The organism is Demequina sp. NBRC 110052, from assembly GCF_002090075.1.
Taxonomy (GTDB): domain Bacteria; phylum Actinomycetota; class Actinomycetes; order Actinomycetales; family Demequinaceae; genus Demequina.
Genome location: NZ_BBRI01000002.1, coordinates 1,067,041 through 1,081,690, shown reverse-complemented (window position 1 = coordinate 1,081,690; position 14,650 = coordinate 1,067,041). Strand labels below are relative to the sequence as shown.

Below are 14,650 nucleotides of genomic sequence, written 5' to 3'. Positions count from 1 at the left end.
CACCGGGACGGGCCCGCATGACCGAGCTGCTTAGCAGTGACGTCGTGCGGGCCCGTCTCGCTTTCGCGTACGACGGCACGGCCTTCCACGGCTGGGCCTCCCAGCCGGGACTGCGCACGGTGCAGGAGGAGCTCGAGAGTGCGCTCGCGCGGGTAGTGCGCATGCCCGACGGCACGCCCGCCCCGGGTCTGCGCGTCACCGTCGCCGGACGCACGGACGCAGGGGTGCACGCGAGGGGTCAGGTCGCGCACGTCGACGTGCCCCGTTCCGCGTGGGACAGACTGCCGGGGCGCTCCGAGAGGACGGCGTCCGAGGCGCTGCGCGTGCGGCTCACCGGCGTGCTCCCCGCCGATGTCGCGGTGCGCTCGGTCGAGGTCGCTGCCGAGGGCTTCGACGCGCGATTCTCTGCGCTCGAGCGCCGCTACGCGTACCGGCTGTGCGACGACCCCGCGCTGAGGGACCCGCTGCGTCGGCACCATGTCGTGGACCACCGCGCGTCGCTGGATGTCGAGGCGTTGGACGCGGCGGCGGCGACGCTCACGGGGCTGCGCGACTTCGCAGCGTTCTGCAAGGCGCGCGAGGGGGCTACCACGATCAGGGAGCTCGTCGAGTTCTCGTGGGCGCGTCCAGTGGAGGGGCCCGACGCGGGTCTCGCGGTCGCGACGGTGCGCGCCGACGCGTTCTGCCACTCGATGGTGAGGGGCCTGGTAGGTGCCGTCCTTGCGGTGGGCGAAGGGCGTCGGGATCTGGGCTGGCTCGGCGAGGTCGCCGCGCATCCCGAGCGGTCCCAGGCGATCGCCGTGGCGCCCGCGCATGGCCTCACGCTCGAGCAGGTGGTGTACCCGCCCGACGCGGAGCTCGCGGCGCGCGCGCGCCTCACCCGTGACAGGCGCAGCGCGGAGGACCTTGCGTGAGGCCCCTGCCACGCCTCACGGTTTGACCAGGGCACCGACACGCCGGTAAACTCGGACGTCGTTGTGCGCTCCCAGTGGACGGTGCCTCCCACTCGCCTTTCGCAGGTTCGCCGACCGAACCCTTGCGGACCCCTGGTCCGCGCCCAGAACTCAGAAAGTTAAGGCTTCACAGTGCGTACGTATTCTCCCAAGGCGGGTGACGTCACCAAGGACTGGTACGTCATCGACGCGACGGACGTGGTTCTCGGTCGTCTTGCCTCCCAGGCTGCCCAGCTGCTCCGCGGCAAGCACAAGGCGACCTTCGCCCCCCACGTCGACTCCGGCGACTTCGTCATCGTGATCAACGCGGACAAGATCGCCCTCACCGGCACCAAGCTCACCGACAAGATGGTCTACCGCCACTCGGGCTTCCCGGGCGGCCTCAAGACCAAGCCGATCGGCGAGCTCCTCGAGTCGCAGCCCGAGCGCGTGATCGAGAACGCCGTCAAGGGCATGCTGCCCCACAACAAGCTGGGCCGCGCCCAGCTCACCAAGCTGAAGGTGTACGCGGGCGCCGAGCACCCGCACGCCGCGCAGCAGCCCAAGCCGTTCACCATCGCGCAGGTCGCGCAGTAGTCCTGAAGGAACGAACAGACATGGCAGATGTGACGACCGACGTCGACAACGAGACCCCCACTGAGTACACGTCCGAGTCCGCGCCCGAGCGCGGCAAGGGCACCTCGGAGATCGCCCCCGGCGCCGGCCTCGGCCGCCGCAAGGAGGCCGTCGCCCGCGTGCGCCTGGTGCCCGGCACCGGCAAGTGGGTCCTCAACGGCCGCGACCTCGAGACCTACTTCCCCAACAAGGTGCACCAGCAGCTCGTGAACTCCCCGTTCGCGCTGCTGGACATCGAGGGCAAGTTCGATGTGCACGCCCGCATCCACGGCGGTGGCCCCTCGGGCCAGGCCGGTGCGCTGCGCCTGGGCGTGGCTCGCGCCCTCAACGAGATCGACGCGGAGACCAACCGTGGCGCCCTCAAGAAGGCTGGCTTCCTGACCCGCGACGCCCGCGTCGTGGAGCGCAAGAAGGCCGGTCTCAAGAAGGCCCGCCGCGCGCCGCAGTACTCGAAGCGCTAAGCACGCAGCCGCGCATGGCGCGACTCTTCGGCACGGACGGTGTCCGGGGCCTTGCCAACCGCGACCTCACGGCGGAGCTGGCGGTCGACCTCTCGGTCGCCGCTGCCCACGTCCTGGCCGAGCGGGGCGAGCTCGCCGGTCACCGTCCGCGTGCCGTCATCGGCCGCGACCCCCGCGTCTCAGGAGAGTTCCTGAGCGCGGCGGTCGCGGCCGGTCTTGCATCTGCGGGCATCGACGTGCTGTCCGTGGGCGTGCTGCCCACCCCCGCGGTCGCGTACCTCACCGCCTCCACCGAGGCGGACCTGGGCGTCGTCGTGTCCGCCTCCCACAACGCCATGCCTGACAACGGCATCAAGTTCTTCGCGCGCGGGGGCCACAAGCTCGACGACGCGGTCGAGGAGGCGATCGAGGCGCGGCTGGGCGAGGAGTGGCAGCGGCCGACGGGTGCCGAGGTCGGGCGGATCGTCGGAGCCGAGGGCCTGGCCTCGCAGTACGTGGACCACGTGGTGGACGCGGTGCGCGGCTTCGCCGGCTCCGAGTCGCCGCTCGCGGGCGTGCGACTGGTCGTCGACTGTGCCCACGGCGCGGCGAGCGCGGTCGGACCCGAGGCGCTGCGCCGCGCTGGCGCCGAGGTGGTCGTGATCCACGCGGAGCCTGACGGCATCAACATCAACGACGGGGTCGGGTCGACCCACCTGACGCCCCTGCGCGAAGCAGTGGTGGCACACGGCGCCCACATGGGCGTCGCGTTCGACGGCGACGCGGACCGCTGCCTCGCGGTGGATCACACCGGCGCGATCGTGGACGGCGACCGCATCATGGGCCTCGTCGCGATCGCGATGAAGCGCGCGGGCACGCTGTACCGCGACACGCTCGTCGCGACCGTGATGAGCAACCTCGGACTGCACCATGCGATGCGCGCCGCCGGCATCGAGATCGTCGAGACCGCGGTCGGTGACCGCTACGTCCTTGAAGCGATGCGGGAGAACGGCTACGTGCTCGGCGGTGAGCAGTCGGGCCACATCATCCTGTCGGAGCACGCCACTACCGGTGACGGTGTGCTCACGGCGCTCATGCTCGGCGCGCTGGTGGCGAGCGGGGGTCCGCTCCACGACCAGTGCGCCACGATCGAGACGCTCCCGCAGGTGCTGGTGAACGTCGCGGGCGTGGATCGCAGCCGCGTGCACACCGACGCCGCGCTCGCGGAGGCGGTCGCGCACGCGCGGCGCGAGCTGGGCGATGCGGGGCGCGTGCTGCTGCGTCCCTCGGGCACCGAGCCGCTCGTACGGGTCATGGTCGAGGCTTCCACGTCGGCGGACGCCCAGCGGCACGCGGATGCGCTCGCAGCGGTCGTGGCCGACCGTCTCGCCCTGACGTAGGGACTCGACTGGCGGCAATATCAGGGGATGTCCCCATCGCGCGCCCACGCCTGGCCTGAGAGACTGACCGCGTGAACGACGTTCTCGACTGGATCCTGCATCTCGGCTCGCGCCTCAACGACGCGATCCTCGCGTTCTCGGAATCGCTGTGGATCTATCCCCTGACGTTCCTGATGTCGCTGATCGATGCGATCTTCCCCGTGGTGCCGTCGGAGTCGATCATCATCGCGACGTCGACGGCGTCGGTGCAGACCGGCAGTCCGATCCTCATCCTGATCTTCCTCGCAGGTGCGACGGGAGCGTGGTGCGGGGACCAGATCGCGTATCTGATCGGCTCTCGCTTCGACGTGCGCAACTGGGGGCTGTTCACCCGTCCCAAGGCGCGTGCCGCGCTCGACTGGGCGGAGCACCAGCTCGAGCGTCGCGGCACGACGTTCATCATCGCGGCACGATTCATTCCGATGGGACGCGTCGCGGTGAACCTCACCGCGGGCGCGCTGCGTTATCCGCATAGGCGCTTCATGGGCGTGGATGCCGTCGCGGTGTCGATCTGGGCCGGATGGGGCATCGCGTTGGGCACGATCGCGGGCTCGATCTTCCCCGAGGACAACCTGCTGGTGTCTATCGTGGTCGGCGTCGTCGCGGGCACGGTGCTCGGCTTCTTCGTCGACAAGATCCTGAGCCTGCTCGGGTTCGGATCTCCCGAGCTCCCCGACCTCGCGGGCGACATCGAGGAACGCATCGAGACGGGGCAGATCGAGATCCGCCCGACGCTGCGCGAGCGGCGCGACGAGCGCAGGGAAGCGCGCCGCGAGGACGAGGACGAGGGCGAGCGATGAGCGAGGCGAGTGGCGTCGACGGCGTGGACGTGGGCTGGGAGGAGGCCCGCGCGGCCAACCTCGCGAACTGGGAGGAGCGCGTGCCGCTACACGTCGAGGGGTACGGCATCGAGGCGTTCGCCGAGGACCCTGCGCACGTCTCGACCGTGGTGCGGGACGATCTGCCGTACCTCCTGCCTCACCTTCCCGACGCGTCGCTCGCCGGTCTCGAGCTGTGTCACCTGCAGTGCCACATCGGCACTGACACGGTGTCGCTGGCGCGAGCGGGTGCGCGGGTGACGGGCGTGGACTTCTCGCCGGCTGCGCTGCGCGCCGCCGCGAGCCTGGCGGAGACCCTGGGGATCGACGCGCGCTGGATCGAGACCGACGTGCTCGACTCCCGCGCTGCCGTCGATGCGGAGCTGGGGCCCGAGTCGTGCTTCGACGTGGTGTACACGAGCATCGGGACGATCACGTGGCTGAGAGACCTCGGCACGTGGGCCCGTCAGATCGCGGCGCTCCTCAAGCCGGGAGGCGTGTTCTACATCCGGGACAGCCACCCCATGCTGTTCACGTTGGACGAGCGGCGTGACGACCTCACTGTGGCGTTCCGGTACTTCGGCGATGGACGTCCGATGCAGTGGGACGACGCCAGCACTTATGTGGGTGAGGGGACTGTCCAGGCCACCCGGACCTACGACTATCCGCATTCGCTGTCCGAGGTGGTGACGGTGCTGCTCGAGGCGGGCCTCACGCTCGAGGCGATGCACGAGGGGCGGACCCTTCCATGGCAGTTCGCGCCTCGCATGATCCAGCGGGCCGACGGCGAGTACGAGTGGCCCGGCGACGAGGCCGACCGCGTGCCGTGCACGTTCACGCTCGTGGCGCGCAAGCCCGCGTAGCGGATGCGCACGCTGCGGCGACGTGGCGCGCGTCGCCTACAGCTTGCGCAGGCGAACTGACTCGATCGCGTGGTCGGCGCCCTTGGTGAGGATGATCGTGGCGCGCGAGCGCGTGGGTGCGATGTTGCGCGCGAGGTTCGGCGCGTTGATCGTGTCCCAGATCTGTGACGCGCGCGCGACGGCCTGCTCATCCGTCAGCTCGGCGTAGTGGCGGAAGTACGAGTCGGGCCGCGAGAACGCGGTGGTGCGGAGCGTGAGGAACCGGTCGATGTACCAGCGGCGCACGTCCTCGGGCTGGGCGTCCACATAGATCGAGACGTCGAAGTAGTCGGACAGCGCGAAGGCGGGCGTGCCGGGCTCGCGCAGCACGGGAGGGGCGAGGACGTTGAGGCCCTCGACGATGAGGATGTCGGGTCGCCGCACGACGACGTGCTCGTCGGGGACGATGTCGTACGTGATGTGCGAGTACACCGGCGCGGTCACCTCGGGGAGCCCCGATTTCACGTCCGCGACGAAGCGCCGCAGCGCGCGCCGGTCGTAGGACTCGGGGAAGCCCTTGCGGGTCATGAGCCCGCGCGCCTCGAGCTCGGCGTTGGGCAGCAGGAAGCCGTCGGTGGTGACGAGCTCGACGCGCGGCGAGCCCGGCCAGCGGGCCATGAGCTCGCGCAGCACGCGGGCGGTGGTGGACTTGCCGACGGCCACGGAGCCGGCGATGCCGATGACGAACGGCGTGCGGCTCGCGCGCTCGCCGAGGAACTCGCTCGTCTCACGGTGAAGGTAGCCGGTGGACTCCGAGTGCAGGTCGAGCAGTCGTGACAGCGGTCGGTAGACCTGGTCGACCTCCTCGAGCGAGATCGGGTCTGCGACGCCGCGCACGCGCTGGATGTCCTGCTCTGTCAGCGGCAGGGGCGTGGAATCAGCCAGCTCTGCCCATTCGGCGCGTGTGAGGGTCACGTAGGGGGAGCGCGCGGACGCGTCGATCGGGGCCACGCGTCCATTCTGGCGCATGGCGGGAACTGCCCGACGCTGTGGTGACCTCGGAGGCAGCCTCGCCCCAGCGTCGGGCGCGCTGCCCCACGATTCTGCGCGCCCCTGACGGGCGCATCCGTGGCGCCGCCTACACTGACCGCATGTGCGGAATCGTCGGATATGTGGGTTCCGGTGCGCCCAGTGCGCGCCCCGAAGGCGTCGTGATGGGCGGCCTCGCGCGGCTCGAGTACCGCGGCTACGACTCGGCGGGGATCGCGGTCGTGACGCAGGACCGCGCCCACGTGGACATGGCCAAGAAGGCCGGCAAGCTCGTCAATCTGGGCAAGGAACTTGCGGAGCATCCGCTGGGCGAGGCGACTGCTGCGATCGGCCACACGCGCTGGGCGACCCACGGCGCGCCGACGGACGCGAACGCGCATCCGCACCTCGCCGCGGATGGCCGCATCGCGATCATCCACAACGGCATCATCGAGAACTTCTCGTCCCTCAGGGCCGAGCTGCGCGCCGAGGGCGTGCACTTCCTGTCGGAGACGGATACCGAGGTCGCGGGCCATCTGCTCGCACGCGAGGTGCTGAACGGTGCGACTCTCGCGGACGCGATGCGCGCCGTCGCGGCGCGCCTCGAGGGGGCGTTCACGCTGCTGGCGGTCGACTCGCAGGAGCCCGACGTCGTGGTCGGCGCGCGCCGCAACTCGCCCCTGGTCGTGGGGCTGGGCGAGGGCGAGAACTTCCTCGGCTCCGACGTCGTGGCCTTCATCGAGCACACGCGTACGGCGCTCGAGCTGGGGCAGGACGAGGTCGTGGTGATCACGCCGGAGGGAGTGTCGGTCACGGACTATGCCGGCAACCCGGTGGCGCGTGAGCCATTCACGATCGAGTGGGATGCGGAGGCGGCCCAGAAGGGCGGCTTCGCCACGTTCATGGACAAGGAGATCCACGACGAGCCGGCCGCCGTCGCGGACACGCTGCGCGGACGCATCGACGAGCACGGGCGCCTCAAGCTCGACGAGGGCCTCATCGACGAGTCAGTGCTGCGCTCGATCGACAAGATCGTGGTGATCGCATGCGGCACGGCCGCCTACGCAGGCATGGTCGCGAAGTACGCGATCGAGCACTGGACCCGTATCCCCGTCGAGGTGGAGCTCGCGCACGAGTTCCGCTACCGCGACCCGGTGGTCAACGTCCGCACGCTCGTGATGGCGCTCAGCCAGTCGGGCGAGACGATGGACACGATCATGGCCCTGCGTCATGCGCAGCAGCAGGGTGCCCCCGTGATCGCGGTCGTCAACGTGCAGGGCTCGACGATCGCGCGTGAGGCCGACGCGGTGCTCTACACGCGCGCGGGCCCGGAGATCGCGGTGGCGTCGACCAAGGCGTTCCTCGCGCAGATCACCGCCTCGTACCTCGTGGGGATCTACCTGGCGGAGCTGCGCGGCAACAAGTTCCCCGACGAGATCGCCGCGCTGCTGAGCGAGCTCGACTCGATGCCGGAGAAGATCCAGCGGGTTCTCGACACCTCGGACACGCTGCGAGAGATCGCGCACACGATGGCGGACGAGCGTACGGTGCTGTTCCTGGGTCGCCATGTCGGCTATCCGGTCGCGCTCGAGGGTGCGCTCAAGCTCAAGGAGCTCGCCTACATCCACGCGGAGGGCTTCGCCGCGGGTGAGCTCAAGCATGGCCCGATCGCGCTGATCGAGGAGGGCCAGCCGGTGTTCATCGTGCTGCCGAGCCCGCGCGGGCGCGAGTCGTTGCACTCCAAGGTCATCTCGAATGTGCAGGAGGTCCGCGCGCGCGGCGCCCGCACGTTCGTCATCGCGGAGGAGGGCGACGTGGAGGCGGCCGACTACGCCGAGCACGTGGTCTACGTGCCGCAGTCGCCCGTGCTGATGAGCCCGCTGCTGACGGCGGTGCCGCTGCAGATCTTCGCGCTCGAGCTCGCCTCCGCGAAGGGCTACGACGTGGACCAGCCTCGCAATCTCGCCAAGTCGGTCACGGTCGAGTAGCCGTGGCCGTCGTCGGCGTCGGCATCGACGTGGTGGAGATCGAGCGTTTCGAGCTCGCTCTCGAGCGCTCGCCGGGGTTCCTCGAGCGCGTGTTCACGCCGGCTGAGCGCGAGCTCGGGCACGCGTCCCTCGCCGCGCGGTGGGCGGCGAAGGAGGCGCTCGCGAAGGCGCTCGGCGCTCCTTCGGGCATGTCGTGGCAGGACTGCCAGGTGGTGCGCGAGCTCAACGGCAGGCCCGTGTTCGAGATGTGGGGCACGGTGGGAGAGCGCGCCGCCGCGCTCGGCATCGCGTCGGTGCACCTGTCGCTCACGCACGACGCGGGGCTCGCGTCGGCCGTGGTGGTTGCGGAGAGCTGAGGAATCGGCCCGACGCAGTCCACGCCTGGGTGCACTGGCCGGGCCGGGTGCGCGAGACTAGGCGCATGACCGCTCACGTGAGCGTCGACTACGGCGCCATCGAGGACAACATGAGGGTGCTGTGCGCGCACGCACCGACGGCTGAAGTGATGGCCGTCGTGAAGGCCGATGCGTACGGCCACGGGCTCGTGGAGGCGGCGCGAGCAGCGCGCGCTGGCGGCGCGGCCTGGCTCGGCACCGCTCAGCCGTCTGAGGCGCTCTCGCTGCGCGCGCACGGAGACACGGGCCGCGTTCTCACGTGGCTGTACGGTCCCGACGGTCCCTTCGACGCGCTGGTCGCTGCGGGCATCGATCTGTCGGTGGGGTCCCTCCCGGTGCTCGAGGCGATCCTGGGCGCCGTTGGGCGGGCCGGCGCGCGCGCGCGTGGCGAGCACGCGCCGCGCTTGCACGTGTTCGTGGACACGGGTCTGGGCCGCGAGGGGTGCCCTCCCGCGCTGCTGCCCGATCTGCTCGATCGGCTCATCGCCGCACGTGACGAGGGATTGGTGCGCGTGGTCGGCATGTGGTCGCACCTCGCGTGGGCAGACCAGCCGGGGCATCCGACCATCGACCTGCAGGCGGCTGCGTTCCGTGAGGCGCTCGCGCTCGCGGATACGAAGGGGATCGACCTCGAGGTGCGGCACCTCGCGAACTCGGCGTGCACGCTGACACGGCCCGACCTGCACTTCGACCTGGTGCGGCCCGGCATCGCGATGTACGGGCTTCCGCCCGTGCAGGACCCGGACGGCAGGCGCTTCGGGCTGCGGCCTGCAATGCGCGTCGCGACGAGGCTCGCGCTCGTGAAGCCCGTGCCCGCGGGCCACGGCGTGAGCTACGGGCACGAGTACGTCACCGAGCGCGACACCGTGCTGGGCCTCGTGCCCCTCGGCTACGCCGACGGCGTGTTCCGTGCGGCCGGTGGCGGCCGCGGGCGGGTCGCGATCGGCGGCCGCGAGTTCCCCATCGCGGGTCGTGTGTGCATGGACCAGTTCGTCGTGGATCTGGGACCCGACGCGACCGCGCAGGCGGGTGATGAGGTGACGCTGATCGGCGCCGACGGTCCGAGCGCGACCGACTGGGCCGAGGCGATCGGCACCATCGACTACGAGATCGTGTGCCGCTTCGGCGGCCTGCGCGAGAAGGAGGCGCTGTGAGCGGTGACGAGGCCGTGAGCGATTACGACGTACCCGATGCCGACGCCATGCGCTCGCTCGCGCGCGACGTGGTCGGGCCCGAGCTGCGCGCCGGCGACCTGGTGATCCTCACTGGCGACCTCGGCGCGGGCAAGACGACGTTCACGCAGGGGCTGGGCGAGGCGCTCGGCGTGCGTGGCCCCGTCGCAAGCCCCACCTTCATCATCGCCCGCACGCATCCGTCCGAGGTGGGCGGCCCCGCGCTCGTGCACGTCGATGCGTATCGCCTGGGCTCTCTCGCGGAGCTCGACGATCTCGACCTCGACGCCGCGCTCGAGGACTCGGTGACGGTCGTCGAGTGGGGCGAGGGCGCCGCGGAGCAGCTCTCCGAGGATCGCCTTCACGTCACCATCCGGCGGCGCCGCGGCGGCGAGATCGACATGGAGGCGCCCGACGCAGGCATGAGGACGGTCGCGCTCGTCGGTCATGGGCCGAGGTGGACGGGCGTCGCGCTCGCGGCCGATGCCGAGGCGTGAGCGCGCGATCTAGGCTGATCCCATGATCCTCGCGCTCGACACCTCCGCTGCCGTGTCCGTCGCCGTGCTCGACGGCGACACCGTCCGGGCCTCGCGCTCGGAGCACCAGCCGCGCGGCCACGCCGAACTCCTCACGGGGCTCATCGAGTCCGCGATGGCGGAGGCGGGATGCGCGCGCGGTGATGTGGAGCGCATCGTCGTGGGCACCGGCCCGGCGCCCTTCACGGGCCTGCGCGTGGGGCTCGTCACGGCCCGAACGCTCGGCTTCGCGTGGGGCGTTCCCGTGCACGGCACGTGCTCGCTCGATGCGATCGGCGCGGCCTTCGCGGACGAGCCGAACGTCACCGCCGTATCCGATGCGCGACGCAAGGAGCTCTACTGGGCGACCTACGCGTCGGGCGTGCGGGTGGACGGCCCCGCGGTCGCCTACCCCGGGGACGTGCCCGTGGCCGGTCTCGTCGTGGGTCCGGGCGCAGCGCTGTACCCCGAGGCGCTGCCCGGCGGACGCGTCGCGGACGTGGACCCCGCGTGGCTCGCGCGCGTCGTGGCGGCGAGGCTCGCCGCCGGCGAGTCCGACCTGCCCACCGAGCCGCTGTACCTGCGCCGCCCTGACGTCCACGGAGTGCCGGGCGCGTGAGCGCACCGCGCCTGGTCGACCTCGAGGAGGACGACCTCGACTGGATGGCGGCGTCCGAGCTCACGCTGTTCGGCAGGTCGGCCTGGTCGGGGACGCTGATCCGCGACGACTGGCGCTACGGAGGCTCGCGCTACCGCGCGGTGCGGCTCGTTGGCGAGCTCGTCGCGTACGCGGTGTACGGGTTCGAGGGCGAGGCATTCCATCTCATGAACCTCGCGGTGCTGCCCGAGCATCGGCGCCACGGCCTCGCGCGGCTGCTCATGGACGACTTCTTGGAACAGGCGAACGAGCTGGGCGCGGCCGACGCGTGGCTCGAGGTCGCCGTCGACAACGAGGCCGCGCTCGCGCTCTACCGTGCGTACGGCTTCGAGGATGTGCGCGTGCGCCGCAAGTACTACCAGCCCGAGGGCACGGACGCGCTCGTGATGCGGCTCGCGCTCCGTCCGGAGGGTGAGTCCGCGGCGGACTAGATCTCGACCGCGGCGGCGTCCCAGTCCGGACGCCCCCGGCGGTCGCCTGCGCCGTGGTCGCCGTCCTCCGCCGGGTACCCGACCGCGAGCAGCAGCTCGGGGTGCCAGGGACGGTCGGCCAGCAGAGCCTGGGACAGTCCCGCCTTGTCGAAGCCCGCCATCGGCCTCACGTCGAGGCCGGCCGCTCGCAGCGCGAGGATGAGGAAGCCGATCTGCAGCCAGGCGCTGTCGTGCGCCGTGATGGCCCGCGCATCGGGCCGGCTCTCCAGCACCTCGTACAGCCCCGGCAGGCCGGGGGCGGTGACGTCGAGGTGCTCGTGGTAGCGCGGGTCCGAGGCGGCGACGAGGATCAGCGGGGCGCGGTCGAGCTTGACGCGGTTGCCGCGCGATGCATGCTCCATGATGATCTCGCGCGCGTGCTCCGAGGTCGCGACCACGAGGCGCAGGGGGGATGAGTTGTTCGCGGACGGGGCCAAGCGCACGAGCTCGTGCACCTCGCGGATGACGTCCACCGGCACCTCGCGCTCGGACCAGCGCGTCGCGGAGCGGGCGTCGCGGAAGAGCGCATCGAGGGCGTCGGCCTCGACGCGGAAGGTCGCATCGGTGAAACGGGGCACTGCTGTCACGTCTACATATGACGAACAGTGGGGGGCGGAGTATTCCCGCGACTACCCTGGGGACCGTGGAACCCCTCATCCTCGGCCTCGAGAGCACCTGCGACGAGACGGGCGTGGCGCTGGTGCGCGGCACCGAGCTGCTCGCCGACGTCGTCGCGTCGTCCATGGACGAGCACGCCCGGTTCGGCGGGATCGTGCCCGAGGTGGCGTCGCGCGCGCACCTCGAGGCGGTCGTGCCGACCATCGAGGAGGCGCTGCGCCGCGCCGACGCGACGCTCGCTGACGTGGACGGCATCGCCGTGGCGTCGGGGCCGGGTCTCGTGGGTTCCCTCACCGTCGGAGTCTCGGCCGCGAAAGCCCTCTCGCTCGCGCTCGGCAAGCCTCTGTACGGCGTCAACCACGTCATCGGACACGCAGCCGTCGACGAGCTCGTGCACGGGGAGATGCCGGCGCGCACGATGGCACTGGTGGTCTCGGGCGGGCACACGTCGCTGTTGCTCGTGAACGACATCGCGACCGACGTGGTCGAGCTGGGTCACACGCTCGACGACGCGGCAGGCGAGGCGTTCGACAAGGTGGGACGGCTGCTGGGCCTGCCGTACCCCGGCGGTCCGCACGTGGACCGGCTCGCGCGCGAGGGCGACCCGGGGGCCATCCCGTTCCCACGCGCGCTCACGAGCGCCAAGGCGATGCAGAGCCACGCGTACGACTTCTCGTTCTCGGGCCTCAAGACCGCGGTCGCGCGATGGCTCGAGGCGCGCGAGGAGGCGGGCGAGGAGATCCCCGTCGCCGACGTCGCGGCCTCCTTCGCGGCCGCCGTCGCCGACGTGCTGGTCGCCAAGACCATCGCCGCGTGCCGCGCGCACGACGTGGACACCCTCGTCATCGGAGGCGGCTTCTCCGCCAACTCGCAGCTGCGCGAGCTCGCCACGGAGCGCTGCGCCCAGGCCGGCATCGACGTGCGGATCCCTCCTATCAAGTACTGCACCGACAACGGCGCCATGATCGCGGCGCTCGGCTCCGCTGCAGCTCGCCGGGGTGTGGCGCCCAGCGGGCTCGGCATCGGTGTCGACTCGTCCATGCCGCTGTCCACGATCACCGTCTGATGCGTCGCCTCGCGCGGACGGCGCGCGCCGCGCTCGCCGGTGCGCTCGCGCTCGGCAGCCTTGCGGCATGCGGCACCAGTCCGGCGGTGTCGTCCTCGCCGAGCCCCACGCCGTCCACGTCAGCCGTCGCGGAGTCCACGCCATCGGCTTCGCCCGCGTCGTCCACTCCGGAGACACTTGCGTGGGGCCCGACCCTCGACGCGTGGGAGGACGCGCAGGCGACCGCATCGGCGCTGAGCGCGCGCGAGGCCGCGGGCGCCGTCCTCATGCCGGCCTACACGTACGCCGACGGCCCACAGTTGCGGGCGCTCATCGCCGACCACTCGCTCGCGGGCGTCATCCTGTTCGCCTCCGCGACCGAGCGCGCCGACACAGTCGCGGGCCTGGCCGCCGCGGCACAGGCGGGAGCGGGCGAGCGCGGGTGGCCCGCGCTGATCTCGATCGACCAGGAGGGCGGCCGGGTCGCGCGCCTGCAGGACGGCATCGTCGAGCTCCCCGCGTTCATGGCCGCAGGCGCGGCGCAGGACAAGTCGCTCGTGCGCGGCGTGTACGCCGCACAGGGACGCGACCTCGCGGCGCTGGGCATCACCGTGGACTTCGCGCCGGTCGCCGACGTCACGATCGGTCTGGCGGACCCGATCATCAGGTCCCGCTCCGCCGGCGACCAGCCGGATGCCGTCGCAGGCACCACGGTCGCGGCGATGCTCGGATACGTCGACGCCGCCGTCGTCCCCGCCATCAAGCACTTCCCCGGACACGGCTCGGTGACCACCGACTCGCACGACGCGCTGCCCGTGCAGTCGGCCACGCTCGATGCCCTCGAGCAGCGCGACCTCGTCCCGTTCCGCAGGGCGGTGGCCGTCGGCGCCCCCATGGTGATGATGAGCCACATCGCGGTGCAGGCGTGGGGCGGCGAGCCCGCGAGCCTCGACCCGGACGCGTACGCGTATCTGCGCGACGAGCTCGGCTTCACGGGCGTCGCCGTGACCGACGCCCTCAACATGGGTGCCATCACTCAGTCGCGAGGTCCGGGGCAGGCGTCCGTCGAGGCGCTCGTGGCCGGCGCCGACCTGCTCCTCATGCCCACATCGACTGACGCCGCGCTCGAGGCGATCGTCGCCGCAGTCGAACAGGGCACGCTGTCGCGGGAGCGGCTCGACGAGGCGGCAGCACGTGTCATCCTGCTCGCGCGATGGCAGGCCGGGCTGGTGCCGGCGGCGCCGACCGTGACGGGCGACTATGCGCGCGCCCTCGCTTCGAGTGGCGCGACGGTTGCGGCCGCCGACTGCGCGGCCCCTTTCGTCACCTCGCCGGTGAGCATCTCGGGCGGCTGGAGCGCAGACCGTGAGGCGCTCGCCGCAGGCCTCGCCGCGCACGGGATCGCCATCGGCGAAGGCGGCACGAGCATCTGGATCTCCGGGACGGACGACCGCGCGGGAAGCGCCGACGTCGTGGTCGCCATGGACGGGCCCTGGGGTCTGAGCGGGTCGAGCGCACGTGTGTACGCCGCGGTCTACGGACGCGGAGAGTCGGCTCTCGCAGGGCTCGCGGACGTGCTCGCAGGCGCGGTCCCGCCGCAGGGGCGGTGGCCCGTCGCGCTCGCGGACGTGCCCGCCGCCTGCACCGCGTGAG

At 71.5% G+C, this 14,650-nt stretch carries 16 protein-coding genes; 14 read left to right on the top strand and 2 right to left on the bottom strand.

Annotated features, from left to right (window positions below; translation table 11 throughout):
• Window positions 1-17 precede the first annotated feature (17 nt).
• From truA to B7K21_RS05155, 6 genes are all read left to right on the top strand, one after another.
• Window positions 18-914 carry a tRNA pseudouridine(38-40) synthase TruA gene (truA, locus tag B7K21_RS05180; RefSeq protein WP_084074133.1) on the top strand — a complete coding sequence of 299 codons (897 nt, stop codon included), beginning with the start codon at window positions 18-20 and terminating at the stop codon, window positions 912-914.
• 171 nt (window positions 915-1,085) lie between these two features.
• Entirely contained in the window at window positions 1,086-1,529 is a 444-nt protein-coding gene (rplM, locus tag B7K21_RS05175; protein ID WP_084074132.1) for a 50S ribosomal protein L13, read from the top strand.
• A gap of 20 nt (window positions 1,530-1,549) precedes the next feature.
• Entirely contained in the window at window positions 1,550-2,029 is a 480-nt protein-coding gene (gene rpsI, locus B7K21_RS05170; protein WP_084074131.1) for a 30S ribosomal protein S9, read from the top strand.
• Window positions 2,030-2,043: 14 nt separating this feature from the next.
• On the top strand, window positions 2,044-3,408 hold the full coding sequence (gene glmM / locus B7K21_RS05165; protein ID WP_084074130.1) for a phosphoglucosamine mutase: 1,365 nt from the start codon (window positions 2,044-2,046) through the stop codon (window positions 3,406-3,408).
• A 71-nt stretch (window positions 3,409-3,479) separates the two neighbouring features.
• Window positions 3,480-4,247 carry a DedA family protein gene (locus B7K21_RS05160; protein WP_084074129.1) on the top strand — a complete coding sequence of 256 codons (768 nt, stop codon included), beginning with the start codon at window positions 3,480-3,482 and terminating at the stop codon, window positions 4,245-4,247.
• The gene (locus B7K21_RS05155) at window positions 4,244-5,128 is read left to right on the top strand and encodes a bifunctional 2-polyprenyl-6-hydroxyphenol methylase/3-demethylubiquinol 3-O-methyltransferase UbiG (RefSeq protein ID WP_084074128.1); all 885 of its coding nucleotides are present in this window, start codon (window positions 4,244-4,246) and stop codon (window positions 5,126-5,128) included. The genes B7K21_RS05160 and B7K21_RS05155 overlap by 4 nt, the downstream gene beginning before the upstream one ends.
• 36 nt (window positions 5,129-5,164) lie before the next feature.
• Here the strand turns inward: B7K21_RS05155 and coaA are convergent, their stop codons facing one another.
• Complete coding sequence (coaA, locus tag B7K21_RS05150; protein ID WP_084074127.1) at window positions 5,165-6,136, bottom strand: type I pantothenate kinase; 972 nt, start codon at window positions 6,134-6,136, stop codon at window positions 5,165-5,167.
• Between the two features lie 122 nt (window positions 6,137-6,258).
• On the opposite strand from coaA, the gene glmS reads away from it, so the two are divergent.
• The 6 genes from glmS (at window position 6,259) to rimI (ending at window position 11,295) form a co-directional block, all read left to right on the top strand.
• Window positions 6,259-8,124, top strand: a complete 1,866-nt coding sequence (gene glmS, locus B7K21_RS05145; protein ID WP_084074126.1) for a glutamine--fructose-6-phosphate transaminase (isomerizing) — start codon at window positions 6,259-6,261, stop codon at window positions 8,122-8,124.
• 2 nt (window positions 8,125-8,126) lie between these two features.
• Window positions 8,127-8,480, top strand: coding sequence for a holo-ACP synthase (locus B7K21_RS05140; RefSeq protein WP_084074125.1), 354 nt, complete (start codon window positions 8,127-8,129; stop codon window positions 8,478-8,480).
• Between the two features lie 65 nt (window positions 8,481-8,545).
• A complete protein-coding gene (alr, locus tag B7K21_RS05135) occupies window positions 8,546-9,673 on the top strand; it encodes an alanine racemase (RefSeq protein ID WP_084074124.1) in 1,128 nt (375 codons plus the stop codon).
• Window positions 9,670-10,188: a tRNA (adenosine(37)-N6)-threonylcarbamoyltransferase complex ATPase subunit type 1 TsaE gene (gene tsaE / locus B7K21_RS05130; protein ID WP_084074123.1), complete on the top strand. Its 519-nt coding sequence runs from the start codon at window positions 9,670-9,672 to the stop codon at window positions 10,186-10,188. The genes alr and tsaE overlap by 4 nt, the downstream gene beginning before the upstream one ends.
• 22 nt (window positions 10,189-10,210) lie before the next feature.
• Window positions 10,211-10,825 carry a tRNA (adenosine(37)-N6)-threonylcarbamoyltransferase complex dimerization subunit type 1 TsaB gene (gene tsaB / locus B7K21_RS05125; RefSeq protein ID WP_084074122.1) on the top strand — a complete coding sequence of 205 codons (615 nt, stop codon included), beginning with the start codon at window positions 10,211-10,213 and terminating at the stop codon, window positions 10,823-10,825.
• Entirely contained in the window at window positions 10,822-11,295 is a 474-nt protein-coding gene (rimI, locus tag B7K21_RS05120; protein ID WP_084074121.1) for a ribosomal protein S18-alanine N-acetyltransferase, read from the top strand. Before tsaB ends, rimI begins: the two co-directional genes overlap by 4 nt.
• On the opposite strand, the gene B7K21_RS05115 is transcribed toward rimI, so the two are convergent.
• Window positions 11,292-11,921 carry a malonic semialdehyde reductase gene (locus B7K21_RS05115; RefSeq protein ID WP_084074120.1) on the bottom strand — a complete coding sequence of 210 codons (630 nt, stop codon included), beginning with the start codon at window positions 11,919-11,921 and terminating at the stop codon, window positions 11,292-11,294. The two genes, rimI and B7K21_RS05115, sit on opposite strands and share 4 nt — an antisense overlap.
• Window positions 11,922-11,929: 8 nt before the next feature.
• Between B7K21_RS05115 and tsaD the strand changes: the two genes are divergently transcribed.
• Together tsaD and B7K21_RS05105 are read left to right on the top strand one after the other, a co-directional pair.
• Window positions 11,930-13,018, top strand: coding sequence for a tRNA (adenosine(37)-N6)-threonylcarbamoyltransferase complex transferase subunit TsaD (gene tsaD, locus B7K21_RS05110; RefSeq protein WP_084074119.1), 1,089 nt, complete (start codon window positions 11,930-11,932; stop codon window positions 13,016-13,018).
• A complete protein-coding gene (locus B7K21_RS05105; protein WP_084074118.1) occupies window positions 13,018-14,649 on the top strand; it encodes a glycoside hydrolase family 3 N-terminal domain-containing protein in 1,632 nt (543 codons plus the stop codon). Before tsaD ends, B7K21_RS05105 begins: the two co-directional genes overlap by 1 nt.
• Window position 14,650: the final 1 nt, after the last annotated feature.